The following is a 24,872-nucleotide window of genomic DNA, read 5'->3' on the forward strand; positions in this document are numbered from 1 at the left end:
CCAATCGGCCGTTGCCGATCGGCAACGCGCGCAGCCAGTCGGTGCCGGCGCTCTCGTCGTACCACAGGGCCAGGTCACCGGCCTCGGCCGGCGGCGCGGCGGCCGCCCTGGCGACCGCCGTCCACTGCAGGGGCAGGATCGCCGCTCCGGCGCCCGCGGCGCCGAAGCGCAGCACCTGCCTGCGGGATAAGTCAGACATCTCTCGGTTCTCCGTTCCCTGGGGTACGGGTGGGCTCGCCACACGCGAGGCAATGTGACCGTCAGGTTACAAACATGGGATTAATAGGGTCAATAGTCGTTGTGAGGGCCGACATTTGCCCTCTTTCGCCACATGATCATGGTGAGACATGGGATTGATTGGCCTCGCGGCTGATCGTCCACGCGGATCACCGTGCCCGACCGGCCGTTGTGCGCTCGCGCGCGGGCAGGTCGGCAGATTCATCGGGTTAAGTGAAGACGAGAAACGACCAATCGGCTAGTTTGTTGACCTCAGACGGGTCGCGGCCTACCGTCTAACCCGTATTCATCCGATCAATTGGAGATCATTATGCCGACGATCACCGCAGTGGACGTGATCGACGTCAGGTTCCCCACCTCCGCCACCCTCGACGGCTCGGACGCGATGAACCCGGACGGCGACTACTCCGCCGCGTACGTGGTCCTCGGCACCGACGACGACGCCCTGACGGGATACGGCCTGACCTTCACCATCGGACGCGGCAACGACCTGTGCGTGGCCGCCGCCCGCCAGATCGCCGCCCGGCTGAACGGCCGCGACGTCGACGGCCTCGCCGCCGACCTGGGCGGCCTCTACCGGGAGATCATGGCCGACAGCCAGATGCGCTGGCTGGGACCGGAGAAGGGCGTCGTGCACCTCGCCGCGGCCGCCGTGCTGAACGCCGCCTGGGACCTGGCCGCCCGCCGGGCCGGCAAGCCGTTGTGGCGCCTGGTGGCCGACATGACGCCCGAGGAGATCGTGGCGGCCTGCGACTTCCGCTACCTGTCCGACGTGCTGACCCCCGCCGAGGCCGTCGAGATGCTCGCCCGGCTGCGGCCCACCCGCGAGGAGCGCGTGGCCGAACTGGCCGAACGGGGCTACCCCGCCTACACCACCTCGCCCGGCTGGCTGGGCTACGACGACGGCAAGCTGCGGCGGCTGGTGCGGGAGGCGGTGGCCGACGGCTGGACCCACGTCAAGCTCAAGGTCGGCGCCGACCTCGACGACGACCTGCGGCGGCTGGCCATCGCCCGCGAGGAGCTCGGCCACCGCCACCTCATGATCGACGCCAACCAGGTGTGGGACGTGCCGGACGCCGTCTCCTGGGTGAACCGGCTGGCCGCCTTCGAGCCGCTGTGGATCGAGGAGCCGACGAGCCCCGACGACGTCCTGGGCCACGCCGCCATCCGCAAGGCGATCGCCCCGGTCGGCGTGGCCACCGGGGAGCACTGCCACAACCGGGTGATGTTCAAGCAGCTCCTCCAGGCCGAGGCGATCGACTACTGCCAGATCGACTCCTGCCGCCTGGCCTCGGTGAACGAGATCATCCCCATCCTGCTCATGGCCGCGAAGTTCGGCGTGCCGGTGTGCCCGCACGCCGGGGGCGTCGGCCTCTGCGAGATCGTCCAGCACCTGTCGGTGATCGACTACGTCTGCGTGAGCGGCAGCCTGGAAGGACGCGTGCTGGAGTACGTCGACCACCTGCACGAGCACTTCACCGACCCGGTCCGGATCGACGGGGGCCGCTACCGCCTGCCCGGGGCGCCGGGCTACAGCGCCCAGATGCGTCCGGAGTCCGTGGCGGCCTACCGCTACCCTGATGGCCCGCGGTGGGCACGGCAGTAGGGATGGTGGCGTGGGAGTCATCGAGAGCGCGATCGACACGATCAAGCAGATGATCGTCGACGGCGAGCTGCGTCCCGGCCAGAAACTCCCGATCGAGAAGGAGCTCGCCGATCAGCTCGGCATCGCCCGCAACACCCTGCGCGAGGCCGTGCGGGCGTTGATCGCGATGCGGGTCCTGCAGACGCGCCAGGGCGACGGCACCTACGTCACCAGCCTGTCCCCGGCGCTGCTGCTCGACGGCATGAGCTTCGTCGCCGACATCCACCAGCACGCGGGCGCGGGGGAGTTCCTGCACGTACGGCGGATCCTGGAGGCGGAGGCGACGGCTCTGGCGGCCGTCCGCATCCCCGACGACGACCTCGTCGCCCTGGGGAACCTGCTGGAGGAGGCCGAGCGCCTCGCCTCGGGGCCCGAGATCGACCACGGCAAGCTCGTCGCCCTCGACCAGGACTTCCACGCGCTGATCACCTCCCACTGCGGCAACGCCGTGCTGGCCGCCGTCATCCAGAACATGTCCGGCCGCACGGTCCGGGCCCGGATCTGGCGCGGCATGACCGACCCGGAGGCCGTCCAGCGCACGCTGGGGGAGCACCGCGCCGTCTACCTGGCGCTGCTCGCGCGTGATCCGGAGCGGGCCCGCATCCACGCCGCCATGCACGTGCTGGGCGTCGAGGAGAGCCTGGCGGGCTCGCGTGACTTCAGAGAGGACAACGATGAGTGACCCCGTCGAGCGGTTGACGGCCCGGCTGCGCGAGGAGGAGGCGGTCGTCGTCGCCTATTCGGGCGGCGCCGACTCGGCCCTGCTCGCCTTCGCCGCCGGCCGGGCGCTGGGGACCCGCGCCCTGGCGGTCACCGCGGTCTCGCCGAGCCTGGCCGCGTCCGAGCGGTCCGCCGCGCGGGCCTTCGCCCGCGAGCACGGCCTGGCCCACGTCGAGGTCTGCACCGACGAGATCGAGCGGCCGGAGTACACCGCGAACGGGCGTGACCGGTGCTACCACTGCAAGTCGGCGCTGTTCGACGCGCTCACCCCGCTGGCCGCGGCCATGGGCGCGGCCGTCGCCCTGGGCACCAACCTCGACGACCTGGGCGACCACCGGCCCGGCCAGCGCGCCGCGGCCGAGCGCGGGGTCATCACGCCGCTGGTCGACGCCGGGCTGACCAAGGCCGACGTGCGCGCGGTCAGCCGGGAGCTCGGCCTGGTGACCGCCGAGAAGCCCGCCGCGCCGTGCCTGGCCTCACGGGTGAGCTACGGCGACCCCGTCACGCCCGAGGTGCTGGCCAGGATCGAGGCCGCCGAGGCGGCGCTGCGCGATCTCGGCTTCCCGGTGTGCCGGGTGCGCGCCCACGCGGGCGGCACCCTCGCCCGGATCGAGGTGCCGAAGGACCAGATCGCCCGCGCCGGCGAGCTGCGCGACCACGTCGACGCCGCCGTGCGCGGCGCCGGCTTCACCTTCTGCTCGCTCGACCTGTCCGGGTTCGCGTCCGGACGCCTCAACGCGCTGCTCCCTCTGCTGCCGTCGTAGGCGCCCGGACGCGAGATCACGGGGGCGTCACTCCTGTGTCTTGCCGCCGGTCAGCCGCGACAGGGCCAGGGCGGTGAGGATGATCGCCCCGTTGAGCGCCTCGATCCACTGCGCCGGCACGCCGGCGAGGGTGAGGACGTTCTGGATCATGTACAGCAGCAGGATGCCGGTGAACGCGCCGAACACCGTGCCCTTGCCGCCGTTGAGGCTGACCCCGCCGATGACGGCGGCGGCGAACACGGTGAAGATCGCCCCGTCGCCCTGCGCGGCGGCGACGGAGGCCAGCCGCCCGGTCAGCAGCAGGCCGCCGATCGCCGCCAGCACGCTGGCGGTGATCAGCGTGATCCAGAGCACCCGGTCGGTGCGGATGCCCGCGGCCTTCGCGGCGTCGACGTTGCCGCCGATGGCGTACAGCGAGCGGCCGAACCCGGTGAAGCCCATGACCAGGACGCCGACCGCGAACAGCAGCAGGCAGATCCAGATCGAGGCGGGCACGCCCAGCCACATCGCCGAGCCCAGGTAGGTCATCGACTCCGGGAGGTTGAAGAAGGTCTGCCCGCCGGAGATGCCGGTGAGCAGGCCCCGCAGCACGATCAGCATGCCCAGGGTGACGATGAACCCGTTGAGCCCGAACCGGACGATGAACAACGCGTTCACCACCCCGACCAGCACCCCGACCGCCAGGGTGATGGGGATCGCCCAGAAGCCGGACAGCAGCCCGAGACCCGAGCCGGTGCCCACCGCGACCGTCAGCCAGGCGGCCACGCCCGGCGCGAGGCCGAAGGTCGACTCCAGCGACAGGTCCATCTTGCCCACGATGAGCACGAGCGCCTGGGCCAGGACGAGCAGTGAGATCTCCGACATGGTCTGCAGGATGTTGATCAGGTTGTCGGCCTGCAGGAAGATCGGGTGCACGATCTGCCCGACGATCGCGATCGCGATGATCGCCGGAACCAGCGCGAAGTCGCGTAACCGGGCCAGGCGCAGCCCGGCGGGCGACCTCCCCGATCCCTTCGGGGCGGGCCGGCCGGTCTCCGTCGGGGCGGCGGTGGTCTCAGGCATCGAGCTCGACTCCTTCCATGGCCGCCACCATCTCGTGGTCGTGCCAGCCGGCGGCCAGTTCGGTGGTGACCCGGCCGTGGAACATCACCAGGACCCGGTCGCACAGCCGCAGATCGTCCAGTTCGTCGGAGGCGATCACGACGCCGGTGCCCTTCCCGGCGATCTCCTCGACCTTGGCGAGCAGGAACTCCTTGGACCGGACGTCCACGCCCGCCGTCGGGGTGATCAGCACGAGCAGGCGGGGGTCGCTCGCCAGGGCCCGGGCCATCACCACCTTCTGCTGGTTGCCCCCGGACAGGCCGTTGACGGGCAGCTCCGGGCCGGGGGTCTTGATGGCCAGATTCGTGATCATCTCGCGGGCCAGGTCGTCGCGGCGCCGGCTGCTCACGAGCCCGGCGGTGCCGAGCCGTTCCGGCACGGTCATCGTGGTGTTGTCGGCGATCGACATCAACGGGATGAGCCCCTGGTGGTGGCGGTCGCGGGGGACCAGCCCGACCCCCGCCGCCAGCGAGTCGGGCACACTCCCGGCGCGCGGGCGGCGCCCGGCGACCTCGACCGTGCCCTCGCGGGGGGCCCGCAGCCCCGCGATCGTCTCGGCCAGCTCGGTCTTCCCGCTGCCGCCGAGGCCGGCCAGCCCGACGATCTCTCCCGCCCGCACCCGCAGGTCGACGGCGGTGTAGAGGTCGCCGTCGGTCAGCCCGCGGGCGTCCAGGATCACATCGGCGTCCGGAGGGACGGAGGGGCGGGCCTTCCTCTCCTGAAGGCCCGCCGCCTCCCCGGTCATGGCGGCCACCAGGTCTCCCCGGGGCAGTTCCATGACCGGCGCGGTGAGGATGTGCCGGGCGTCGCGGAAGACCGTGACGGTGTCGCAGATCTCGTAGATCTCCTGGAGGTGGTGGCTGATGAACAGGAAGGTGACCCCCTGTTCGCGCATCGCCCGCATCCGGTCGAAGAGGCGGGCGATCGCCGCTCCGTCGAGCTGCGCGGTCGGTTCGTCCAGGATGATGAACCGCGCGCCGAAGGACAGCGCCCTGGCGATCTCGACGAACTGCCGCTGCTCCACGCCGAGCTCCTTGGCCGGCAGGCGCACGTCGACGTCCACCGCCCAGGCCTCCAGCAGCTCGGCGGCCTTGCGCCACATGCTCTTCCAGCTCACCAGGCGCAGGCCGTTGTGGTCGTGGCGGTTCAGGTAGAGGTTCTCGGCCACGGTCAGCTCGGGGATGATCGTGGACTTCTGGTAGACGCAGGCGACCCGTTCCCGCCAGGCGTCGCGCTCCGACAGGCGGGGCGCGGGCCGCCCGGCGAACCGGACCTCCCCTTCGTCGGGCTCCTGCAGGCCGGTCAGGATGGAGACGAGGGTGGACTTGCCCGCGCCGTTGCGCCCGACGAGCGCGTGGGTCTCGCCCGGCATGATCGTGATGTGGGCGCCGTCCAGCGCCACGGTCTCGCCGTATCTCTTGGTGATGCGCTCCGCCTCGGCGACGGGGCCGTTCACGGAGGAAGGGCTCGTGGAAGCGCCCATCGTCGTGCCTCTCAGCTCAGGTTGTTGCCCCAGAGCGACTTGTCGTCGTGCTTGACGCTGGGGATGCCGCCGTAGGTGGCGCCGTCGCGCGTGACGAGCGGCGCGGAGAGCTGGTCCTCCAGCAGGCCCGGCCGGACCTCGATGATGGTGCTGTCGTGGTCGGTCTTCCCGGGGGCGAAGGTCTTGCCGTCGATCGCCGCCTTGGTGTACTCCAGCGCCCACTTGGCGTAGAGGTCGGCGGGCTGGGACACGGTCGCGTCGATGTTGCCCGCCGCGATGTCCTTGAGCTCCTGCGGGATGCCGTCGTTGGAGACCACGAAGACGTGCTTGGGGTCGTCCGGGGGCACCAGCAGGTTGCGCTGCTTGAGCACCTGGAGGGTGCCGGCCAGGGCGAAGCTCGACTGCATGTAGACGCCCTTGACGTCGGGGTTGGCCGTGAGCACCGTCGACAACTTCTGCGAGGCGACCGCGCCGTCCCAGTTGGTGGCCTCGCCGAAGACCTTGATGCCGGGGTAGTTCTGCGCCATGCACTCGTTGAAGGCCTCGGTGCGGTCGCGGCCGTTGATGGAGGCGAGGTCGCCCTGCAGCATGACCACCTTGCCGGCGCCCTTGAGCTGCTCACCGAGGTAGCGGCAGGCCTTCTCCCCGTAGGCGCGGTTGTCGGCGCGGACGACCATGAAGGCGTTGCCCGTGTCGGGCCGGGTGTCCACCAGGACCACGGGGATCTTCTTGCCTTCGAGCTGCTGGAGCGTGGGGGCCACCGCGGCGGTGTCCTGCGGCGCCATGACCAGCCCGCGGATGCCCTGGCTCACGAGGCTCTGCACGTTCGCGGTGAGCTTCGCGATGTCGTTCTGCGAGTTGGTGGTCTTCAGGTCGGCGCCGATCTCGCCGCCGAACTTCGGCACGTAACTGATGTAGGAGTTCCAGAAGTCGGTGTCGGACCGGGGGTAGTCGACCCCGATGACCGGTTTCGCCGGGGCGTTGGCCGTCGGCCCCGGCGTCTCCTCCCCGCCGCACGCCGCCAAGAGGCAGGCCGCCATTGACAACGTCACGGCGACGGGTAAGCGTCTGATTCTCATCGTCACTCCTTCGGGTGCCATTGCGGTAAGCCCGCTTTGAGCGCCGGACATGGGATGTCTTTCTATGACCCAAACCATGTCGGTGTCTAGAGCTGACGAACATAATCGCGATCACCTGCGCTTATGTCAGAACGCCGTTATCGGCTCGCCGTCGAACATCACATGTCTGTCTCGGGTTTCCCGGGGAGGGGGCCTTGGGGGCAGGATGCTCCTATGTCTCTGACCGAGCAGGCGATCGTCCGCATCCGGCAGCTCATCAAGGACGGGACGCTCCCTCCCGGAGCCCGGCTGCCTCCCGAGCAGGACCTGGCCGCCTCGCTGGGGCTGTCCCGCAACCTGCTCCGCGAGGCCGTCCGATCCCTGGTCACGACCCGGGTGCTGGAGGTGCGGCGGGGCGACGGCACCTACGTCACCTCACTCGACCCCGCGCTGCTGCTGGAGGGGGTCGGCGTCGCGGTCGAGATGATGCAGGGCGACGACCTGCTGGAGATCACCGAGGTGCGCCGGCTGTTCGAGCCGGTGGCCACCAGCCTGGCGGCCACCCGCATCACGCCGGCCCAGCTCGCGGAGCTGGAGAGACACCTCGACGCCATGGTCGCCGCCCAGGGCGACGTCGAGCTGCTCACCCACCACGACGACTCCTTCCACCGCGCGGTGTTCGAGGCCACCGGCAACCGGGCGTTGTGCGCCCTGCTCGTCGGGATAGCCAGCCGGACGGTCCGGGCCCGGGTCTGGCGCGGGGTGCTGGAGGGCAACGTGGCCGGCCGCACGGTCTCCGAGCACGTCGCCATCTACCGGGCGCTGGAGCGGGGCGACGCGGTGCTCGCCCAGGCGGCCGCGCTCATGCACGTGAGCACGACCGAGACCTGGTTGCGGGAGAACCTGGTACGCGAACCGGGCGAGCGCGTCACCTGATCACGATGGGGTGCTCGCCGCGCGGCACCAGCTCGCCGATCACCGGCGCGCCGGGCACCTCCCCGGCGATCAGCAGCCCTCCGGAGGTCTGCGCGTCGGCCAGCAGCAGCATCGTCTCCTCGTCGGCCCCGCCCGACAGGTGCGGCGCCACCCAGCCGAGGTTGCGGCGCGAACCCCCTGGCACGAAGCCGTCCCTGACGGCCTCCCGCGCGCCCTCCAGCAGCGGCACCTTCCCGCTGTCCAGCATCGCCGTCACCCCCGAGGCCCTGGCCAGTTTGAACAGGTGACCGAGCAGCCCGAACCCGGTCACGTCGGTCGCGCAGCGCACCCCGGCCCGGACGGCGGCCTCGCTGGCGGCGGCGTTCAGCGCCGTCATGACGGCGACGGCCTGCGGGAACACCTCGCCCGTCGCCTTGTGGCGGTTGTTCAGCACGCCGAGACCCAGGGGCTTGGTCAGCGAGAGCGGCAGCCCGGCGCGGCCCGCGTCGTTGCGCATCAGGGCGGCGGGGTCGGCGAGGCCGGTGACGGCCATGCCGTACTTCGGCTCGGCGTCGACGACGCTGTGGCCGCCCGCCACGTGGCAGCCGGCCAGCGCGGCCACGTCGGCGCCGCCGCGCAGGACCTCGCGGGCCAGGTCGTACGGGAGCGTCTCCCGCGGCCAGCAGAGCAGGTTGAGCGCCATGAGGGGGCGGCCGCCCATGGCGTACACGTCGGACAGGGCGTTGGCGGCGGCGATGCGGCCCCAGTCGTAGGGGTCGTCCACCACCGGGGTGAAGAAGTCGGCGGTGCCGACCACCGCCGTGCCGCCCTCGACGCGGACGACGGCCGCGTCGTCTCCGGTCTCCAGCCCGACCAGCAGTTCCCCGGCCGGGTCCTTGGGGCTGACGCCGAAACCCGTCAGGACGTCCTCGAGCTCGCCGGGTGGGATCTTGCACGCGCAGCCGCCGCCTTGGGCGTATTGGGTCAGTCTCACCATGATCGGGATCATTGCGCGGAACGGCGGATTGGTATATCCCGATCTGTCGTGACCGATCCCCGGCGCCACATCCCGCGCACCGACGCGCTCCTGGACGATCCCCGCCTCGCCCCGTTCGTCGAACGCATGGGCCGCGACCGGGTCAAGGGGGCCGTGCGGGCGGCCCAGAGACGGGCGAGAGACGGCGAGATCGGCCCCGCCGACGTGCCGGACGAGGTGGTGCGGTCGCTGCCGGGCGGCGGGCCCCGCCAGGTGATCAACGCCACGGGGGTGCTCCTGCACACCAACCTCGGCCGGGCCCCGCTCTCCGCCCCGGCCCTGGACGCCGTCCGCGCGGCGGCGGGCACCACCGACGTCGAGTTCGACCTGGAGACCGGCCGCCGGGCCCGGCGCGGCCGGGCGGCGCTGGCCGCGCTCGCGCGGGCCGTCCCGGACGCCGAGGCGGTCCACCTCGTCAACAACAACGCCGCCGCCCTGGTGCTGGCCGCGACCACGCTGGCCCAGGGGCGGGAGATCGTGATCAGCCGCGGCGAGCTCGTCGAGATCGGCGACGGCTTCCGGCTGCCCGACCTGCTCGCCTCCACCGGCGCCCGCCTGCGCGAGGTCGGCACCACCAACCGCACCACCGTGGCCGACTACGCCGGTGCCATCGGGCCCGCAACCGGGTTCGTGCTCAAGGTGCACCCCTCGAACTACCGGATCGAGGGCTTCGCGGCCACACCGTCCGTCGGCGAACTGACCGGGCTCGGCGTGCCGCTCGTCGCCGACATCGGTTCGGGCCTGCTGACGCCCGAACCGCTGCTGCCCGACGAGCCCGACGCGGCGACGTGGCTCCGCGCGGGCGCCGACCTGGTCACGGCCAGCGGCGACAAACTGCTCGGCGGTCCGCAGTGCGGCCTGCTGCTCGGACGGGCCGGCGTGGTCGAGCGGCTGCGCCGCCACCCGCTGGCCCGCGCCCTGCGCGTGGACAAGCTGACGCTCGCCGCGATGGAGGCCACGCTCACCCACACCGCCAACCCGGCCCGCGAGGCCCTGCGCGCCGACCCGGCCGCCCTGCGCCGCCGCGCCGACGACCTGGTGACACGGCTGGCCGAGGCGGGCGTGCCGGCCGAGGCGCTGGACACCGGGGCCGCCGTCGGCGGCGGGGGAGCACCCGGCGTCGTGCTGCCCAGCGCGGCGGTGGCGGTGGCCGAAGCGCTGGCCGGGCCGCTGCGCACGGGCGACCCGGCGGTGGTCGGCCGGGTCGAGGGCGGGCGCTGCCTGCTGGACCTGCGCGCGGTCGCGCCGCACCGCGACGACGACCTCTTCCACGCGGTGGTGGCGGCGTGCGGGTGATCGCCACGGCCGGGCACGTCGACCACGGGAAGTCCACCCTCCTGCGGGCGCTCACCGGCATGGAGCCCGACCGGTGGGAGGAGGAGCGCAGACGCGGGCTGACCATCGACCTCGGCTACGTGTGGACGGAGGACCTCACCTTCGTCGACGTGCCCGGTCACGAGCGTTTCGTCGGCAACATGCTGGCGGGGGTCGGCCCCGTCACGGCGGTGCTGTTCGTGGTGGCGGCCGACTCGGGCTGGGCGGTGCAGTCCCAGGAGCACCTGGAGATCCTGCACGCCCTGGGCGTCGGGCGGGGCGTGCTCGCCGTGACCCGGTCGGACCTCGCCGACCCGGAACCCGTGCTGGCCGACTGCCGCGAACACCTGCGCGGCACCATCCTCGCCGACGTGCCGTCGATCGCCGTCAGCGCGGTCACCGGCCACGGCCTGCCCGGCCTCGGCGCCCTGCTGACCTCGATCCCGATGGCCGGCCCGGACCCGGAGGCGGACGTGCGCCTGTGGATCGACCGCGTCTTCACCGTCGAGGGACGGGGGACCGTCGTCACCGGGACGCTGGGCGCCGGGGTGATCCGGGTCGGCGACGGGCTCCGGCTCGGCGGCGACGAGGTGCGCGTCCGGGGCCTGCACAGCCTCAACGAGGCGAAGGCCGAGGTCGCCGCGCCCGCGCGGGTCGCGGTGAACCTGCGCGGCGGCGCGCGTCCCCGGCGCGGGGACACGCTGGTGACCCCGGGACGCTGGCTCGACGTCGGGGTGCTCGACATCCGGGTCTCCGGTGAAGGGCGTCCGCCGGACCACGTGACCTGGCATTTCGGCACCGCGGCGGAACCGGCGCGGCTGCGCGCCCTCGGCGCCGGCACGGCGCGGGTCACCCTGCCCCGGCCGCTGCCCCTGCGGGTCGGCGACCGGGCGCTGCTGCGCGACCCCGGCAGCCGCCGCGTGTGGGGCGCGGTGGTGCTCGACGTCCGGCCGCCGGAGCTGCGGCGCAGGGGAGCGGCCAGGGCGCGGGCCGCCGAGCTCGCCGGGATGTCCCGCCGCCCCGACGGCGCGGCCGAGTTGCGGCGGCGGGGCCTGGCCCGGCGCGGCGACCTGGCCGCCATGGGCACGCCCGTCACGGCGGAACCGGTCGCGGGGGACTGGGTCGCCGATCCCGCCCACTGGGCGGGGCTGCGGACCCGCCTCACCGAGGCCGTGGCCGCTCAGCCGGGCATGGCGGCGGAGACCGCGCGGCGGCTGCTCGACCTGCCGGACCGGTCGCTGGTCGACGCCCTGGCCGAGGGCACCCCCATCCGCCTGGTGCGCGGGCGGCTGGTCCTGCCGGCCCGCACCCCCGGCGTCGCCGAACTGCGGCGGGGCTGGGCCGACGACCCGTTCACCGCGCCGGACGCGGCCCGGCTGGCGGAACTGGGTCTCGACGCGCGTGCGCTGGCCGTCGCCGAGGCGGCGGGCGAGCTGGTCCGGCTGGCCCCCGGCGTCGTCCTGCCGCCCGAGGCGCCGGAGGAGGCGGCCGCGGTGCTGGCCCGGCTGCCCCGGCCGTTCACCGTGGCGCAGGCGCGGACCGCGCTGAAGACCAGCCGCCGGGTCGTCGTCCCGCTCCTGGAGCACCTCGACCGCCTCGGCGTCACCCGGCGCCAGGACGCCTCTGGTTCCAGAACATTTCTTTGATAGCGTTACCATCGGGGACGTGCAGGTGCCTGGTGGCCCTCCCGGTCTTCAAAACCGGTGGCGCCGAGGATCTCGGCGCGGCGGGTTCGATTCCCGTCCGTCTCCGCTGCTCCCCCCAGAGTCGGCTGGAGTTCCATGAGATTTCTCCTGCTCGGGCACTTCGAAATCCAACGGCCGGACGGCAGTCAGCTCGCCGTGACCCGGATCAAGCACCGCCAGCTGCTCGCCCTCCTGCTGCTCGACTCGCCCCACACGGTCCCGACCGAGCGCTGCATCGCCGTCCTGTGGGGCGACGGCGCCCCGCCGTCGGCGCGGCGGAACCTCCAGACGTACATCGCGGACCTGCGCAAGGGGCTGGCCTGCTCCGGCGTCGAGATCCGGACCGAGCCCGGCGGCTACCGGGTGGCCGACGTCGAGGGCCGGCTCGACCTGGCCGACTTCGAGGCGGCGCGGTCGGCGGCGGCCGCCGCCCTGGCCGAGCACGACGACGCCGAGGCGGCCCGCCTGCTGCGCGACGGGCTCGCCCTCTGGCGCGGCGGGGCGCTCCAGGACCTGGCCGACAGCTCCGAGGCGCTGCGCAACGCCGCCACCCAGCTCAACGAGCGCCGCACGGCCGCGATCGGCGACTTCGCCGGCGCGTGCATCCGCCTGGGGGCCTACGACGAGGCCATCGACCAGCTCCGGATCGCGGTCGACCGCGCCCCGCTGCGCGAGGACCTGCGCGCGCGCCTGATGCTCGCCCTGCACAAGAGCGGACGCCGGGCCGACGCGCTGCTGGCCTACCACGACTGCCGGGCGGCGCTGGTCGAGCACATCGGCGTCGGACCGTCGACCACGCTCACGGCCCTGCACGACCGCATCCTCATGGAGGACGCCGGCCTGTGATGTGGCGGCAGTATGGCGGTCGTGTGGCGGACGTGGACGCGGACCGCTCACTCTTGTGGCGTGGCGATGTTAGCGCGAACACCAGATGGACGTACGCTCACCGTCGACGGCAGCCCGCAGCCCTTCACCATGGGCTGGGACTACCTGTTCTGGGCGCGGGGCGACAACGGCGCCCAGCGGTTCCACACCGGCGCGGCGGGCGCGCGTGAGCTGATCGCCCGCCACCTCGGCGAGTACGACCGGTTCACCGTCCGCGAGGTGTCGTGGAACGGGGCCCGGCTGGTCTCCCACGAGGACCCGGAGAACGGCGGCACCACGATGCTCTGGATCGGGCCGCACCACGAGCTCTACACGTTCATCCAGGGCACGAACGTGCCGTTCGAGGTGTTCATCGGCCAGCTCGCCGCCTTCGACGTCCGCGACTCCCCGGAAGGGGTCGTGGTGGCCCCCCGGCTCGGCGCGCGGGTGCGCCTGGACGGCCTGCTCGCGGTCAACAGCCTGGAGGGCGTCTGCTCGATCCAGGTGAACCCGGCCGGGGCGCTGCCCACCCCCGGCGGCAGCGGAAAACGGGTGCGCGGCGGCGCGTTGTGGAAACGCGACGAACGGGCCGACGACGGGCGGGTGCTCCGCTCGGCCATCCTGGTCAACACCTCGACGACCACGATCCTCACCGCCAGGGACGCCGACGACCCGCGCTTCGCGGCCGTCGCCGACTCCCTCACGTGCGGGCTGAGCTGACCGCCGTGCAGAACGTCGTCAACTCGCTGGCCGTCTTCGCCTTCCTCGGCATGGTGATCGCCCTGTTCGCGATCTCCGCGCTGCTCCGGATCGTGCGCGAGCTGCAGCAGGCGGTGCTGGCCGTCCCCGCCGCCCCCGGCCCGGACGCCGTCCGGAGGGTGCCCCGCTTCGCCTCCGCCGACGGGCGGCCGACCTTCGTCCTCGTGGTCTCCGAGCAGTGTCCGAGCTGCCGGGACCGCGCCGCCCACCTGGCCGGGATGCCGCCCGGCCGGGTGGACGGCCGTCTCGTCCTGCTGAGCGCGGGCGAGGCGTGCGCGGCCTGGGCCGGACCGGCCCCCCACGTCGAGGCCGTCGTCGACGCCGACCTGCTCGGTTCGGTCGCGGTCGGCGCGACCCCCTCTCTCGTGAAGTACGCCCCCGACGGCGCCGAGGAGTGGCGCCGCGTGGTCGGGTCCGACCCGGACCTCGACCGGCTCCTCGGGGTGGACCTGCCCGAATCGTCGAACGTGAGGTGACCGCATGACCCGCGACTACTGGTCCGACGTGCCGTCGGCGGACGAGGACGTGGAGGCGCGTCCGCCGGTCCGGGCCCGCGTGTCGCGCCGCACGATGGTCAAGTCGGTCGGCGTGCTCGGCGGCGCCCTGGCGCTCAACGTGGTGGGCGCGCTGCCGCCCGCGCGTATCAAAAGCGCCTCGGCGACGGTGGGCACGGAGTGGTCGGGCTGCTCCAACAGCGGCTACGCCAACTTCGACGGCTACCGCGACGGCACCACCCAGCGGGTGTGCGTGGGCGGTTCGTACGCCAGCAGCTACTGCGGCAGCGACGGCTGGTTCCGCACCGACGGCAACGCCTACTCCTACTACACGCCGATCGTCGAGTGCGGTGCGGGCGGGGTCTCCAAGAAGAACGCCTGGCGCTGGACGGCCGGCAGCACCCCCTACCGCTGCGCCGACGGCCGCTTCGTGGTGTACGGCGCGGGCAGCACCTTCTACATCTGCTCCCGGGCCAACCCGTGACGCTGCCCTTGGGGCTGCCCGCCACCCGCACGGCCGGGTCCCTCTTCGCCCTGACGACGCTCGTGGCGGTGGCCGGCGCGGTCTGGCCCGGGAGGCTGGACTTCCTCGCCTGGGCGCTGATGGGCGTGGTCGCCGGGTTCTCGTTGTCCGGCTCGGTTTGAAGCCTCAACTCAGCGGATCTGCTGACCTCGCCGGTCTGGCGGGGACAACTCACGGCGTTCTCGTCCGGGCTGGTGCTGGGCGGGCTGGTGTCGGGCACGGTCGCGGGGGCCTTCGGCGGCCTCGTCTCGGTGGTGCCGGACGCCGTGCGGACCTGGGCGCTGATCCCGGTCGTGGCGGTGCTGCTCGCCTTCGAGCTGGCCGGACGTCCCCTCGCGCTGATCCAGAACCGCAGGCTGGTGCCACAGGAGATCATCCCGCGCAGCCGGTTCGAGGGGCCGTTCCAGTTCGGCTTCGAGATGGGCACGGGCGTGCGCACGTTCACGCCGACCGCGCTCCCGCACGCCCTGGTGCTCACGGTCGTGCTCGTCGGGGGTCTGCTCCCCGGAGTGCTGGCCGGGCTCGGGTTCGGTCTGGGCCGGGTGCTGATGCCGCTCACCCGCTCCCTGAGCGGCGACCCCTCCGGATGGGACCGCCACCTGCTGGGCGGGCTCGCGTGGGTGGGCCGGTGGTGCGCGGCCGGGTTCCTGGCCGCCCTGGCGGTCCTGCTCCTGGGGTGGTGACCGATGATCCTGATCGCGGACGTCGCCCTGGCCGGTGCGCTGCTGCTCGTGGCGGCGGCGTTCCTGCGCTCCGAGGAGGTCACGCGGGCCCACGGCCTGCTGCCCGCCTGGGTGATCCGCGCCGCCGGTCTGATCGACCCGGTGCTCGGCGTCGCGGTGATCGGCGTCTGGCTCTGGGGGCATCCCGGGCGGCACGTCTGGCTGGCGGCGGCGGTGTGGCACACCGCGCTGGCCGGGTATCTCCTGGTCCTGCTGCGGGTACGCGGCCGGGTCCCGTGCGGTTGTCTCGACGCGGTCACCCCCGTGTCCCCGGTGAAAGCGGGCGTCGGCGCCGTGTGGGCCGCCGCGAGCGCCGTGATGGCGGCGGGGACGGTCCCCCTCCCGGAGACCGCGCCCGTCCGCCTGCTCCACCTGGCCCTGGCCGGGTTCGCGGCCCTGCTGGCGGTCGTGGCGGCGTCGGTGTCGTCCGTTTCGTCGTCGTCCCCTCGAAGGAGGATCAGATGAGCCGATGGGCGCTCGTCGTCGCGGTCGCGGTGGCCGGGTTGTCCGCCTGCACCGGGGAGGAGGAACCGGTCGCGGCCGGCCCGTCGCCGCCGCCGCCACAGGTGCTCCTCGACGCGGCGCAGCTGCCGGGCGGCCCCTGGACGGCCGGTACGACCGGCGACACCCGCTGGGCCGACCTCGACGAGGCGCTGGTGCCGTGCGGGAAGCGGACCATCGCCCCGGAGGACGCCCGGGTGCGCTTCCGGGTGTTCGAGTCGGCCGGCGGGGCGTCGGTGTCCGAGGTCGTCGTCTCCGGCACGGACGTCTTCCAGACCTTCAAGCGCTTCTACGCCGAGTGCTCCTCGGCGGGGAAGGTGGAGTCGCGGCCCGGACCGTCCAACGTGGTGGTGCGCGGCGACACGACGGAGATCGCCGTGTTCACCGAGGACCACCTGATCGTCGTCAGCGGTCCCGGAGACGACCTCGCCGCGATCGGCGACGCCGCCCGTGCACAGGCGGCGAAGGCCGGGTGACCCCGGAGGGCGGCCGGTTCGCGGCCGCCCTCCGGGGCCCGGTCCGTCAGCGGTAGCCGGCGGAGATCACCTCGGCCTGGACGGCGTTCTCGACGGCGTCGGTCGGATATCCGGCGACCATGGCGCCCTCGTAGAAGGTGCCCGCGCTGAGGTTGGCGCCGCCGTCGGGCTTGCAGCAGTCGCCGCCGCTGCCCAGGATGATGGCGCCCTGCTTCTTCATCGGGCTGTAGCCGTTGGGGAGCGGGCCGTCGTACAGCGTGTAGAGGCCGCCCGACTGGGCGTTGCTGCCCTTGATGGCGAAGCGGGTCGTGCCGTTGTTCTTCAGCGTGGCGGTCACGAACTTGTGCGGGAAGGCCCGCTGGTTCGGGTTCCACGACTGGCTGCCGCCGGGGAACAGACCCCACTCCAGGTCGGCCTGCACCCACGGGCCGGTCCCCTGGCAGCCGCCGAACCAGCACTGGGTGCTGAAGTTGATGGCGTCCATGGCGCCCGCGGCGTCGGCCTTCCTGGTGGTCTCGCTGTTGCCGTAGTCGAAGCAGCAGCCGTTGTTGACGTGGACGCCGCTGGTGACCATGTACATGCCCTCGGGGGCGCTGCCCGTCGGGACGCCGGTCAGGTGGCCGTCCCGCCAGTAGCTGTTGCCGGGGTTGATGTAGAGCGAGTACGCCTTGTTGCCGCCGACCGTGAGGGACTCGGTGGTGGCGACCGCCGGCCGGCTCTGCGGCGAGCCGGGGACCACGCTGGACCCCTGGTACCACAGGTCGTTGCCGCGCCCGGACTGGTCGTAGAGCACCGTGATGACGCACGTGGTGCCGGCGCAGAAGGAGTCCTGCGCGGCGGCGTTGGCGACCCCGCCCGCGGTCAGCACGCCGATGTTCCTGGTCGTGTTGTCCGAGGAGCGCCTGACCTGGTAGAGGTTCCCGGCGTAGGCGTTGAAGAGCGCGCGCGTCGTGCTGTGCGCCGCGATGCACGGCGTGCCGCCGGCGCCGTAGATGTCGCAGGGGCGGGCGCCGGGCGGCGGCGGGCTCGGGCTCGTGGTGGGCGTGGGCGACGGGCTGGGCTGGGCGCCGGTCGACCACTTCTGGTTGGCCCCGCCGTGGCAGGTCCAGATGTGGACCCGGGTGCCGTTGGCGGTGCCGTAGCCGGACACGTCGAGGCACTTGTTCGCGCCGAGGGCGGTGACACTGCCGTCGGAGTTCAGGCGCCACTTCTGGTTGTTCTGGCCGTTGCAGTCCCAGATGATCACGCTGGTCCCGTCGGCCGTGCCCGCGGCGTTCACGTCGAGGCACTTGTTGCCGTACACGCGCAGCTCACCGGCGGTGGTGGTGGTCCACTGCTGGTTGGCCTGCCCGTTGCAGTCCCAGATCTGCGTCTGGGCGCCGTTGGCCTGGGAGGCCCCCGGCACGTCCAGGCACCGGCCGGAGGCCGTGCCCACCAACGGGGTGGTCGCCGCGGTGGCCGGGGCCCACCACGTCAGGGTGGTGGCCAGGAGCGTGGTCAGCACCACCACGACCGCCGCGACGAGTAGCGGGCGGCCCGGTAAGGGGATGGGCGAACGCTGCATGGTCGAGCTCCTTCGCGAAGGGGGAAAGGGAGCGAATCGATTCGATTCGCGGTAAGAGTATGACTGACTTGGCCTATGGGCCATGGCTTGTGTGGGCTCATCGGGACGACGCGCCTGAATGATTCATTCAGATTTCCGGCAGGTATCCCGGCAACTGCGGCGATATCCGCAGCTCACAACAGATGGACGACCACTCCCGGCCGGGTCCTCGGCAGGTGGTCGATGAAATAAGCAGGCTTAAGCCCTTGACGATCACGGGTGGCCTGAACGTAATAGGTAGCGATGCTCCCGAGGCGGCACACCTCCGGGCACGAGAAGCATGACCCTCCCGGCAACAGCGTGGCGGCGCGCGCCTTGCCCTGACTTCTCCTTTGTCAGGAAGGAACACCGCATGTCCCGACGTCCGTGGCTCAGGATGCTGACCACGATGGCGCTCATCGCGCCCGCGGTCGTCGCGCTCTCCGCCTCCCCGGCGAACGCGCTGACCATCTCGCCCTCCGACTACCAGCAGGTGTCGCTCGCCTCCGGCGGCAACGAGCTGGGCGAGGCGATGTCCCTGGCCGTGATGCCGAACCGCTCGGTCATCCACACCGCCCGCGACGGCACGGTCCGCGTGACCGACGTCAACGGCAACACCAAGGTGGCCGGCCGCCTCAACGTCTACAGCCACGACGAGGAGGGCCTCCAGGGGGTGGCGGTCGACCCCGGCTTCGCCACCAACAGGTACGTCTGGCTCTACTACTCGCCCCGGCTGAGCACCCCCAGCGGCGACGCCCCCGCCACCGGCACGCAATCGCAGTTCGACGCGTGGAAGGGTGAACTGTACCTGTCCAGGTTCACCCTGAATTCGGACGACACCCTCAACACCTCCAGCGAGAAGGTGGTCCTGCGGGTCGCCAACGACCGGGGCCAGTGTTGTCACGTGGGCGGCGACATCGACTTCGACGCCCAGGGCAACCTCTACCTGACCACCGGCGACGACACCAACCCGTTCGAGTCGAGCGGCTACTCCCCGCTGGACGAGCGCACCAACCGCAACCCGCAGTACGACGCCCAGCGCTCCGCGGCCAACACCAACGACCTGCGCGGCAAGCTCCTGCGCATCAAGCCGCAGGCCGACGGCACCTACACGATCCCCAGCGGCAACATGTTCGCGCCGGGCACCGCCAACACCCGGCCCGAGATCTACGCGATGGGCTTCCGCAACCCGTTCCGGATGAGCGTCGACAAGGCGACCGGCGTCGTCTACCTCGGCGACTACGGTCCCGACGCCGGGTCGTCCAACTCCAACCGGGGCCCCAGCGGCCAGGTGGAGTTCAACCGGGTGACCGGCCCCGGCTTCTACGGCTGGCCGTACTGCACGGGCTCCAACAGCACCAGCGAGACCTACAACGAGTGGAACTTCGCCAGCAACAGCACCGGGAGCAAGTACAACTGCTCCGGCGGGCCGACCAACAACTCCTTCCGCAACACCGGTCTGTCCACCCTCCCCGCGGCCAAGCCCGCGTGGATCCGGTACGCCGGTGACGCCGGCTCGCCGCCGGAGTTCGGCTCCGGCTCCGAGTCGCCGATGGGCGGCCCGGTCTACCGCTACGACGCCAACCTGAACTCCAACGTCAAGTTCCCCCAGGCCCTCAACGGCCGGTTCTTCGCCGGCGAGTACGGCCGCCGCTGGATCAAGGCCATCGAGGTGACCTCCTCCGGCGGCTACGGCGAGATCTCCGCGTTCCCCTGGTCGGGCACGCAGGTGATGGACATGGCCTTCGGCCCCGACGGGGCGCTGTACGTGCTCGACTACGGCACCGGCAACAACAACCAGGCCCTCTACCGGGTCGAGTACATCGGCCAGGCCAACCGGAACCCGATCGCGCGGGCCTCGTCCGACAAGACCTCCGGGGCGGCCCCGCTGACGGTGAACTTCTCGTCGTCGGGCAGCTCCGACCCCGAGGGCGGCTCGCTGACGTACTCGTGGAACTTCGGCGACGGCACCACCTCCACCTCCGCCAACCCGAGCAAGACCTACACCGCCAACGGCGCCTACACCGCCACGCTCACCGTCCGCGACCCGCAGGGACTGACCGGCAGCGCGAGCGTGAACGTGACGGTCGGCAACACCGCCCCGTCGGTCACGCTCACCACCCCCGGCGACGGCCGGCTGTTCTCCTTCGGCGAGACCGTCTCCTACCAGGTCTCGGTCAGCGACCCGGAGGACGGCACGATCGACTGCTCGCGGGTGTCGGTCACCTACTTCCTGGGCCACGACAGCCACGCCCACCAGATCACCTCCCAGACCGGGTGCAGCGGCTCCATCGCGGTGCCGGTCGACGGTGAGCACGACTCGGCGGCGAACATCTACGGCGTCTTCACGGCCTCCTACACCGACAACGGCAGCCTGACCTCCACGAGCACCCGGACGCTCCAGCCGAGGCTCCGCCAGGCCGAGCACTTCGGCGCCCAGCAGGGCGTGCAGACGGCCGACAAGACCGCCGCCGAGGGCGGCAAGACGGTGGGCTTCGTCGACGACGGCGACTGGATCTCCTTCCAGCCGTACAACCTGAGCAACGCCACGAGCTTCACCGCGCGGGTCTCCTCGGCGGGCGCGGGCGGCCGGATCGAGGTCCGGGCGGGCTCGGCCACGGGCACGCTGCTCGGCACGGCCACCGTGGCCGCCACCGGAAGCTGGGACACCTTCGCCAACGTCTCGGCGACCCTCAGCGGCGCGCCCTCCGGGGCCACGACGCTGTACCTGGTCTTCCGCGGCGCGACGGGCCAGGGCTACCTGTTCGACGTGGACTCCTTCACCTTCGCCACCGGCACCCCCTCGACCGGCTGGACGAACGCGCTGCGGGGCACCGGCTCCAACCGGTGCCTGGACGTCAACGGCGCGTCGACCGCCAACGGCGCGCTCGCCCAGATCTGGGACTGCAACGGCCAGACCAACCAGTCGTGGACCAGCAACGCCGCGAGCGAGCTGCGGGTGTACGGCAACAAGTGCCTGGACGTGAGCGGCGCCGGCACGGCCGACGGCACCGCGGTCCTCATCTGGGACTGCAACGGCCAGAACAACCAGAAGTGGCGCCTGAACTCCGACGGCAGCATGACCGCCGTCGGCGCGAACAAGTGCCTGGAGGTGAACGGCACCGCCAACGGCACCAAGGCCCGGATCTGGACCTGCAACGGCAGTAACAACCAGAAGTGGACCCGCGTCTGAGGCTCCGCGCCCCAGCCAGAAAACCATCGGTGTGACGCCCGGCGCGACCGCGCCGGGCGTCACCACGGAAGGAACCCCATGCTGCGACATCTGACCTCTGCCGCGCTCAGGCGCCTGGCGGTGACCGCGGTGGCGCTTGCCACCGCCGCCGCCGCGACGGTGATCCCGGCCGTGCCCGCCCACGCCGCCGCCTTCAAGGTGCTGGTCTTCTCCAAGACGGCCGGATTCCGGCACGACTCGATCGCCGTCGGAACCCAGGCCATCCGCGACCTCGGGTCGGCCAACGACTTCACCGTCGACGCGACCGAGGACTCCAACGCGTTCAACACCTCCAACCTCGCCCAGTACCAGGCGGTGGTGTTCCTCAACACGACCGGCGACGTGCTGAACGACACCCAGCAGTCGGCCTTCCAGACCTACGTGAACGGCGGCGGCGGTTACGTCGGCGTCCACGCGGCCTCGGACACCGAGTACAACTGGCCCTTCTACGGGCAGCTGGTGGGCGCCTGGTTCAACAGCCACCCCGCGATCCAGCAGGCCACCGTGCGCCAGGAGGACCGGGCGCACCCCGCGACCTCCCACCTCGGGACGACCTGGTCGCGCAGCGACGAGTGGTACAGCTTCCGCAGCAACCCCCGCCCGAACGTGCGCGTCCTGCAGAACCTGGACGAGAGCAGCTACAGCGGCGGCGGCATGGGCGACCACCCGATCACCTGGTGCCACCCGCAGCAGTCGGGCCGCGCCTTCTACACCGGCCTCGGGCACACGCAGGCGTCGTACTCCGACTCCAACTTCCGCACCCTGCTGCTGGGCGGCATCCGGTACGCGGCCAAGGCGGCCCACGCCGACTGCCGCCCCGAGACCGGCTACACCGCGCTGTACAACGGCTCGACGACGGGCTGGCAGCAGGCCGGGCCGGGGTCGTTCTCGAACAGCTCGGGCACGCTGACCTCCTCGGGCGGCATGGGCATGCTCTGGTACAGCACCAAGCAGTTCGCGTCCTACTCGCTCAAGCTCGACTGGCGGCTGAACGGCGACTCCAACTCCGGCGTCATCGTCGGCTTCCCCGCCACCAGCGACCCGCAGACCGCGCTCAACACCGGTCACGAGGTGCAGATCGACGCGACCGACACCGCCGACAAGACGACCGGCGCGATCTACGGCTTCAAGGCGGCCGACATCGCCGCCCGCGACGCGGCCCTGAACCCGCCGGGTCAGTGGAACACCTACGAGCTGCTGGTGGAGGGTGAGCGGCTGCAGGTGTTCCTGAACGGAACCAAGATCAACGACTTCACCAACACCGATCCGGCCCGCTCGCTCACCCAGGGGTACATCGGCATCCAGAACCACGGGTCCCCCGACGTGGTGGCCTACCGCAACATCCGCATCAAGGAACTGACCACCGTGACGCCCTCGCCGTCACCTTCTCCCTCGCCGTCGCCCTCCCCGTCCCCGTCTCCCTCGACCGGCACCACCAGCGCCATCCGGGGCGTCGCGTCGGGCCGCTGCCTGGACATCAGCGGCGCCTCCCAGGCCAACGGCGCGATCGTGCAGATCTGGGACTGCAACGGCCAGACCAACCAGAGGTGGACCTCCACCGCCGCGAACGAACTGCGCGTCTACGGCAACAAGTGCCTGGACGTGAGCGGCAACGGCACCGCCAACGGAACCGCGGTCAGCATCTGGGACTGCAACGGCCAGAACAACCAGAAGTGGCGCTTCAACTCCGACGGCAGCATCACCGCCATCGCGGCGAACAAGTGCCTGGACGTGGTGGGCTCCGGCACCGCCAACGGCTCCCGCCTGCACATCTGGACCTGCCACGGCGGCGGCAACCAGAAGTGGACCCGCGTCTGATCAACCCTTGAGGCAAACCGTGGAGCCGGCCGCCGAGGCGACCGGCTCCACCGGTTCGCGCAGTTTCATTGATCACGGGATGGGATGTCGTTAGCGTGCCCGCATGATCATGACTCTGGTGCTGGCGGGTTCGCTGGCGGTGGCGCCGCTCTCGGACGCGGAGATCAAGTCCGCGCTTCTCACGGCGAAGGACTTCGGCAAGGGCACGGGCGTGCTCGTCCGCGATGTGGACGCCGGCATTCTGTCGACCTTCCGCGTCGACCACGCCCGGTGCATGGAGGCGCTCAAGGGCTACGACGCCGCCTTCGGCGGAACGCGGCCGTCGGCGTGGACGTTCGGCAAGGTCGCCGCGCTGCATCAGGTCTTCACCGGGAACGCGGCCACGATCAAGAGCCTCAAGGCCGCCGCGAGCAGGGTCGGTCCGGCCTGTGACGGCCAGACCGGGTTCCGCGGGGAGAGTTCGTTCAAGCGGAAGAAGGTCGCCAACCTCGGTGACGCCACCTACGCCTTCCAGGTCACCTTCGACTACGTCCCCTACGGTCTGGGACGCAACGCTACCTACGTGTCGGAGTTCGTGGTGGTCGCGTACAGGAGCGCGGTGATCGTCTACCAGGGCCAGAGCGGCAAGGGGCGCTCGACCTGGCCGACGACCGTCAAGAACACCAAGAAGGCGGTCGCGAAGCTGAAGAAGGTGTACGCGAAACGAGCCTGAACGGCGTCGCCGGTCACGCCAGGGTGCGGGCCCGGTGGCGGCGGACCGCGTCGCGGTTGGCGCACGGCTGGGAGCAGTAGCGCCGGCGCGCGGTGCGGGAGGTGTCGGCGAAGATCTGGTCGCAGCCCTCGACGGCGCACCGGCGATGGTACGAACGGCAACAAGGCATGACATTCCCGAACTCGTCCGGCTGAGGGCGCTGCTCTTCGACGACCTCGGCGGCGAGTTCTTCTCTCCGGCCGACCCCGCCGACGACTGGCGGGCCGCCCTCGCCCGGGTCTTCGGCCGGAAGCTGGCCGAACCCGACTGCCGGATCCTCGTCGTGGACGCCGACACCGGCCTGGCCGCCTGCGGCATCGGCACCGTCGAGCAGTGGTTCCCCGGCCCCCACTCACGCAACGGGCGGATCGGCCACGTCATCGGCATGGTCACCGACCCGGCCCACCGGCGGCGCGGGCACAGCCGGGCCATCATGCTCGGGCTGCTCGGCTGGTTCCGCGAACGCGACGCCGTGCGGGTCGACCTGACGGCCTCAGGGCAGGCCGAACCCCTCTACCGCGACCTCGGCTTCGCCGACCACCCCGACCCCCTGTTGTGCTGGAAACCGTCGTCGGCCTGACGTTCGGCCTCTTTCAGACGCCGCGACCGCCACAAGATCCCGTCGATGACCTCGTGGTGATCACACCAGGGCCGTCTCCTGCCGTCCGTCGCGGGCAGCAGGGGCTCGATCCGTTGCCGGGCCTTGTCGGTCGGCTCGCCTCGTCGCAGCACGGGCGCTCATCTGACCGCATCCACCGTGATCATTTGTCGGACAGGCCTCGGTGGCGTCGCAGCTGCCGGGTTGATCCATGGCCGGTCCTTGTTCACGGCCGGGGCGGCCGGTGATGAATTAGACGGGGTCGATCGCGAGGTCGGTGACCTGGTCGCCCTTGATTCCGAACACGAACGCGAAGGACAGGGGCCCGCCGGGGAACTCGCCGTCCCCGGAGGCCACCAGACGGTCGCCCGCGAACGAGGTCGGCGTGATCACGATCTTGGGGTTGATCAGGTGCCCCTGGATCCACTCGCGGATCTCGGCCTCGCCGGTGTAGGTCGTCCCGTCATCGCGCACGGTGGCGTCGTCGCCGAAGACCGCGGCCAGCGCGTTCGCGTCGTGTGCGTTGGTGGCCGCGATGAAGTTCGCGACGGCCTTGGGAAGCTTGATGTCGTCCATTTGTGTTCTCCGGTCTTC

General features: G+C 71.7%; 25 protein-coding genes, 1 tRNA gene and 1 pseudogene. 19 read left to right on the forward strand and 8 right to left on the reverse strand.

From position 1 onward, the window contains the following. Nucleotides 1-199: twin-arginine translocation signal domain-containing protein (locus GT755_RS34310; RefSeq protein ID WP_161483738.1), on the reverse strand; the 199-nt coding region annotated here is incomplete at its 3' end. Between the two features lie 348 nt (nucleotides 200-547). On the opposite strand from GT755_RS34310, the gene GT755_RS34315 reads away from it, so the two are divergent. Genes GT755_RS34315 through larE form a run of 3 tightly spaced genes read left to right on the forward strand, consistent with a single transcriptional unit; the run spans nucleotide 548 to nucleotide 3,366 of the window. After that, nucleotides 548-1,843 (forward strand): enolase C-terminal domain-like protein, encoded by a 1,296-nt coding sequence (locus tag GT755_RS34315; protein WP_161483739.1) that lies wholly within the window; start codon nucleotides 548-550, stop codon nucleotides 1,841-1,843. Between the two features lie 10 nt (nucleotides 1,844-1,853). Beyond that, entirely contained in the window at nucleotides 1,854-2,564 is a 711-nt protein-coding gene (locus GT755_RS34320; RefSeq protein ID WP_034385638.1) for a FadR/GntR family transcriptional regulator, read from the forward strand. Beyond that, nucleotides 2,557-3,366, forward strand: a complete 810-nt coding sequence (larE, locus tag GT755_RS34325; RefSeq protein ID WP_161483740.1) for an ATP-dependent sacrificial sulfur transferase LarE — start codon at nucleotides 2,557-2,559, stop codon at nucleotides 3,364-3,366. Before GT755_RS34320 ends, larE begins: the two co-directional genes overlap by 8 nt. 27 nt (nucleotides 3,367-3,393) lie before the next feature. Here larE and GT755_RS34330 read toward each other — a convergent pair whose 3' ends face one another. Genes GT755_RS34330 through GT755_RS34340 form a run of 3 tightly spaced genes read right to left on the reverse strand, consistent with a single transcriptional unit; the run spans nucleotide 3,394 to nucleotide 7,029 of the window. Next, complete coding sequence (locus GT755_RS34330) at nucleotides 3,394-4,428, reverse strand: ABC transporter permease (RefSeq protein WP_161483741.1); 1,035 nt, start codon at nucleotides 4,426-4,428, stop codon at nucleotides 3,394-3,396. Next, nucleotides 4,421-5,923 carry a sugar ABC transporter ATP-binding protein gene (locus GT755_RS34335; protein WP_328794722.1) on the reverse strand — a complete coding sequence of 501 codons (1,503 nt, stop codon included), beginning with the start codon at nucleotides 5,921-5,923 and terminating at the stop codon, nucleotides 4,421-4,423. The genes GT755_RS34330 and GT755_RS34335 overlap by 8 nt, the downstream gene beginning before the upstream one ends. A gap of 38 nt (nucleotides 5,924-5,961) precedes the next feature. After that, complete coding sequence (locus GT755_RS34340; RefSeq protein WP_161483743.1) at nucleotides 5,962-7,029, reverse strand: sugar ABC transporter substrate-binding protein; 1,068 nt, start codon at nucleotides 7,027-7,029, stop codon at nucleotides 5,962-5,964. Nucleotides 7,030-7,242: 213 nt separating this feature from the next. On the opposite strand from GT755_RS34340, the gene GT755_RS34345 reads away from it, so the two are divergent. Next, nucleotides 7,243-7,944, forward strand: coding sequence for a FadR/GntR family transcriptional regulator (locus GT755_RS34345; protein WP_161483744.1), 702 nt, complete (start codon nucleotides 7,243-7,245; stop codon nucleotides 7,942-7,944). Here the strand turns inward: GT755_RS34345 and selD are convergent. Next, nucleotides 7,937-8,920: a selenide, water dikinase SelD gene (selD, locus tag GT755_RS34350; protein ID WP_202610880.1), complete on the reverse strand. Its 984-nt coding sequence runs from the start codon at nucleotides 8,918-8,920 to the stop codon at nucleotides 7,937-7,939. The two genes, GT755_RS34345 and selD, sit on opposite strands and share 8 nt — an antisense overlap. A gap of 48 nt (nucleotides 8,921-8,968) precedes the next feature. On the opposite strand from selD, the gene selA reads away from it, so the two are divergent. The 11 genes from selA (at nucleotide 8,969) to GT755_RS34405 (ending at nucleotide 16,297) form a co-directional block, all read left to right on the forward strand. Beyond that, the gene (selA, locus tag GT755_RS34355) at nucleotides 8,969-10,255 is read left to right on the forward strand and encodes an L-seryl-tRNA(Sec) selenium transferase (RefSeq protein ID WP_161483746.1); all 1,287 of its coding nucleotides are present in this window, start codon (nucleotides 8,969-8,971) and stop codon (nucleotides 10,253-10,255) included. Further along, nucleotides 10,246-11,919, forward strand: a complete 1,674-nt coding sequence (locus GT755_RS34360; RefSeq protein ID WP_161483747.1) for a SelB domain-containing protein — start codon at nucleotides 10,246-10,248, stop codon at nucleotides 11,917-11,919. Before selA ends, GT755_RS34360 begins: the two co-directional genes overlap by 10 nt. Before the next feature lie 13 nt (nucleotides 11,920-11,932). Next, nucleotides 11,933-12,026 (forward strand) — tRNA-Sec (locus GT755_RS34365). A gap of 28 nt (nucleotides 12,027-12,054) precedes the next feature. Continuing rightward, nucleotides 12,055-12,804, forward strand: coding sequence for an AfsR/SARP family transcriptional regulator (locus GT755_RS34370; RefSeq protein WP_161483748.1), 750 nt, complete (start codon nucleotides 12,055-12,057; stop codon nucleotides 12,802-12,804). Between the two features lie 60 nt (nucleotides 12,805-12,864). Next, nucleotides 12,865-13,542 (forward strand): hypothetical protein, encoded by a 678-nt coding sequence (locus GT755_RS34375; protein ID WP_161483749.1) that lies wholly within the window; start codon nucleotides 12,865-12,867, stop codon nucleotides 13,540-13,542. Continuing rightward, entirely contained in the window at nucleotides 13,527-14,057 is a 531-nt protein-coding gene (locus GT755_RS34380; protein ID WP_161483750.1) for a hypothetical protein, read from the forward strand. The genes GT755_RS34375 and GT755_RS34380 overlap by 16 nt, the downstream gene beginning before the upstream one ends. Nucleotides 14,058-14,061: 4 nt before the next feature. Further along, on the forward strand, nucleotides 14,062-14,559 hold the full coding sequence (locus GT755_RS34385; RefSeq protein ID WP_161483751.1) for a hypothetical protein: 498 nt from the start codon (nucleotides 14,062-14,064) through the stop codon (nucleotides 14,557-14,559). Further along, complete coding sequence (locus GT755_RS34390) at nucleotides 14,556-14,720, forward strand: hypothetical protein (RefSeq protein WP_161483752.1); 165 nt, start codon at nucleotides 14,556-14,558, stop codon at nucleotides 14,718-14,720. Before GT755_RS34385 ends, GT755_RS34390 begins: the two co-directional genes overlap by 4 nt. Nucleotides 14,721-14,792: 72 nt before the next feature. Then, on the forward strand, nucleotides 14,793-15,281 hold the full coding sequence (locus tag GT755_RS34395) for a hypothetical protein (RefSeq protein ID WP_161483753.1): 489 nt from the start codon (nucleotides 14,793-14,795) through the stop codon (nucleotides 15,279-15,281). A 3-nt stretch (nucleotides 15,282-15,284) separates the two neighbouring features. Next, nucleotides 15,285-15,785: a MauE/DoxX family redox-associated membrane protein gene (locus GT755_RS34400; RefSeq protein ID WP_161483754.1), complete on the forward strand. Its 501-nt coding sequence runs from the start codon at nucleotides 15,285-15,287 to the stop codon at nucleotides 15,783-15,785. Continuing rightward, nucleotides 15,782-16,297: a hypothetical protein gene (locus GT755_RS34405; RefSeq protein ID WP_161483755.1), complete on the forward strand. Its 516-nt coding sequence runs from the start codon at nucleotides 15,782-15,784 to the stop codon at nucleotides 16,295-16,297. The genes GT755_RS34400 and GT755_RS34405 overlap by 4 nt, the downstream gene beginning before the upstream one ends. A gap of 46 nt (nucleotides 16,298-16,343) precedes the next feature. Here GT755_RS34405 and GT755_RS34410 read toward each other — a convergent pair whose 3' ends face one another. Then, nucleotides 16,344-17,861 (reverse strand): arabinofuranosidase catalytic domain-containing protein, encoded by a 1,518-nt coding sequence (locus tag GT755_RS34410; RefSeq protein WP_161483756.1) that lies wholly within the window; start codon nucleotides 17,859-17,861, stop codon nucleotides 16,344-16,346. A 391-nt stretch (nucleotides 17,862-18,252) separates the two neighbouring features. Here GT755_RS34410 and GT755_RS34415 point away from each other — a divergent pair, with 391 nt between their 5' ends. From GT755_RS34415 to GT755_RS34425, 3 genes are all read left to right on the forward strand, one after another. Then, nucleotides 18,253-21,072: a carbohydrate-binding protein gene (locus tag GT755_RS34415; protein ID WP_161483757.1), complete on the forward strand. Its 2,820-nt coding sequence runs from the start codon at nucleotides 18,253-18,255 to the stop codon at nucleotides 21,070-21,072. A 78-nt stretch (nucleotides 21,073-21,150) separates the two neighbouring features. Continuing rightward, nucleotides 21,151-22,929 (forward strand): ThuA domain-containing protein, encoded by a 1,779-nt coding sequence (locus GT755_RS34420; RefSeq protein WP_161483758.1) that lies wholly within the window; start codon nucleotides 21,151-21,153, stop codon nucleotides 22,927-22,929. 103 nt (nucleotides 22,930-23,032) lie between these two features. Then, on the forward strand, nucleotides 23,033-23,641 hold the full coding sequence (locus tag GT755_RS34425; RefSeq protein WP_161483759.1) for a hypothetical protein: 609 nt from the start codon (nucleotides 23,033-23,035) through the stop codon (nucleotides 23,639-23,641). A gap of 13 nt (nucleotides 23,642-23,654) precedes the next feature. On the opposite strand, the pseudogene GT755_RS34430 reads toward GT755_RS34425, so the two are convergent. After that, a pseudogene (locus GT755_RS34430) lies at nucleotides 23,655-23,783 on the reverse strand (CGNR zinc finger domain-containing protein); the annotation flags it as partial. 3 nt (nucleotides 23,784-23,786) lie between these two features. Between GT755_RS34430 and GT755_RS34435 the strand changes: the two are divergent. Further along, nucleotides 23,787-24,260 (forward strand): GNAT family N-acetyltransferase, encoded by a 474-nt coding sequence (locus GT755_RS34435; RefSeq protein ID WP_161483760.1) that lies wholly within the window; start codon nucleotides 23,787-23,789, stop codon nucleotides 24,258-24,260. Nucleotides 24,261-24,530: 270 nt separating this feature from the next. On the opposite strand, the gene GT755_RS34440 is transcribed toward GT755_RS34435, so the two are convergent. After that, entirely contained in the window at nucleotides 24,531-24,854 is a 324-nt protein-coding gene (locus tag GT755_RS34440; RefSeq protein WP_161483761.1) for a nuclear transport factor 2 family protein, read from the reverse strand. Nucleotides 24,855-24,872: the final 18 nt, after the last annotated feature.

This window comes from Herbidospora solisilvae (assembly GCF_009901565.1).
GTDB classification, from domain to species: domain Bacteria; phylum Actinomycetota; class Actinomycetes; order Streptosporangiales; family Streptosporangiaceae; genus Herbidospora; species Herbidospora solisilvae.